The organism is Iamia sp. (assembly GCF_035575815.1).
GTDB lineage: Bacteria > Actinomycetota > Acidimicrobiia > Acidimicrobiales > Iamiaceae > Iamia.
Window position 1 is genome coordinate 1 of record NZ_DATLXO010000084.1, and the last position, 1781, is coordinate 1781.

Consider the following 1781-nt stretch of genomic DNA (forward strand, 5'->3'; position numbering starts at 1 on the left):
CCGGGTCCTGCCCGAGCTCTTCGGCCGGGACGAGGAGGATCTCTTCGAGGTCCTGCGCGTGCCCGAGCGGGTCGCCGTCCTCGACGACGCCCTCGGTGGTGACGTCGGCCCGATCCTCGACGCGGCCGAGCTGGCCGTGACGCTGCGGCGCACCCGGGCCGGTCACCTCCAGACGCTCCGCGCCGGGTTGACCGACGTCGACCTGCTCTACCTGCCCGAGATCTTCGCCCGGTCCACGGGTCTCCGCTTCACCCGCCAGGTGGCGGCGGCCCTCGACGAGGAGCTGGGCTGATATGGCCCGGAGGGCCAGCCCGGGCGCGACGTCCGAGGGCGATGAGATCCGCACGCTGCAGCAGCTGCTGGCGGCGAAGGAGATCGTGATCTCCTGCGGCTCGGGTGGGGTGGGCAAGACCACCACCGCCGCCGCCCTCGGGGCCATGGCCGCGGCGCACCTCGGCGGCAAGGTGCTCGTCGTCACCGTCGACCCGGCTCGGCGGCTGGCCAACGCCCTCGGCCTCGAGCAGTTCGGCAACACCGAGACCCGGGTCGACGCCGCCGCCTTCACCGCGGCGGGCGTCGAGCCTCGCGGCGAGCTGTGGGCGGCGATGCTCGATACCAAGCAGTCATGGGACGACCTGATCGACCGCCACGCGCCGAACGAGAAGGTGCGCGAGGCGATCCTCTCCAACTCGATCTACGCGAACATCTCGGGCCGCTTCGTCCAGAGCCACGACTACATCGCCATGGAAAGGCTGCACGAGATCCACAGCTCGGGCCGCTACGACCTCATCGTCGTCGACACCCCGCCCACGCGGAACGCCATCGACTTCCTCGACGCTCCCGAGCGCATGGGCGAGTTCTTCTCCAGCCGCCTGCTGCGGTGGCTGACCGCACCGGCGAAGAACCGGGTCCTGTCGATGGCGTCGCGGCCGTTCTACAAGGTGGCCGACGGCATCCTCGGCTCGCAGTTCCTCGAGGACATCGCCGAGTTCTTCTCGTTGTTCCAGACCATGGCGCCGGGCTTCGTGGAGCGCTCCGAGGCGGTCACCCGCACCCTGGCCGACCGGCGCACCACGTTCCTCGTCGTCTCGACGCTCGAGGCTGCGCCGGTGCGCGAGGCCGAGTACTTCATCGCCGAGCTGGAAGCTCGGGGCCTGCACCTCGGTGCGGTGGTGCTCAACAAGGTGCTGCCCGCCTACCTCCGCCGCACCGCCGCCACCGGGGTGGCGCGCCGCCTCGTCGCCCAGGCCGACGAGGTCTCGCTCGGCGTCGCCGACGCCACGGGGAGCGAGCCCGCCGCGGTCGCCGCCGTCCTCCGTGAGGTGGGTGAGAGCTTCCTCAACTACCAGGTGATCGCCAACCGCGAGCAGGAGCAGCGCAACGAGCTGGCCCGCACCCCCGACGTGGTGGCCACCGTGCCCTACTTCGAGTCCGACATCGCCGACCTGGCCGGCCTCCTCCGCCTCGGTGACGCCCTCTGGCGCTGAGCACTCATCGGCCGGGTCCTTCCGGCTGTCCGCTCCTCGCGCCGTGGGGCGCGACCGCGCTCCCTGACCGCGCGAGCCGCTGCCGGTCGGCGGTCGGGCGCCGACCCGTCAGGCGGGCGTCGGCGGGGAGCTCGGCGGCGACGGGATGGCGTAGGTGACGGTGGCCTGGGCGACGGGGGCGGGGTCGGAGCCGCTGGTGATGCGGACGTCGATGACGGCCTGACGTCGGCCGCGCCGGAGCACCTCGGTGGTGGCGACGACATCGCCGGGTTGGGGCTTGCGGAGGAAGTGGAT

At 72.2% G+C, this 1781-nt stretch carries 2 protein-coding genes and 1 pseudogene; 2 read left to right on the forward strand and 1 reads right to left on the reverse strand.

Going from position 1 to position 1781, the window contains the following annotated elements:
• Positions 1 to 292: pseudogene (locus VNL12_RS08845) on the forward strand (anion-transporting ATPase); the annotation flags it as partial.
• Between the two features lies 1 nt (position 293).
• Positions 294 to 1487, forward strand: coding sequence for an ArsA family ATPase (locus tag VNL12_RS08850; RefSeq protein WP_325593654.1), 1194 nt, complete (start codon positions 294 to 296; stop codon positions 1485 to 1487).
• A gap of 108 nt (positions 1488 to 1595) precedes the next feature.
• Here the strand turns inward: VNL12_RS08850 and VNL12_RS08855 are convergent.
• On the reverse strand, positions 1596 to 1781 hold a 186-nt coding region (locus tag VNL12_RS08855), incomplete at its 5' end, for a PaaI family thioesterase (RefSeq protein ID WP_325593656.1).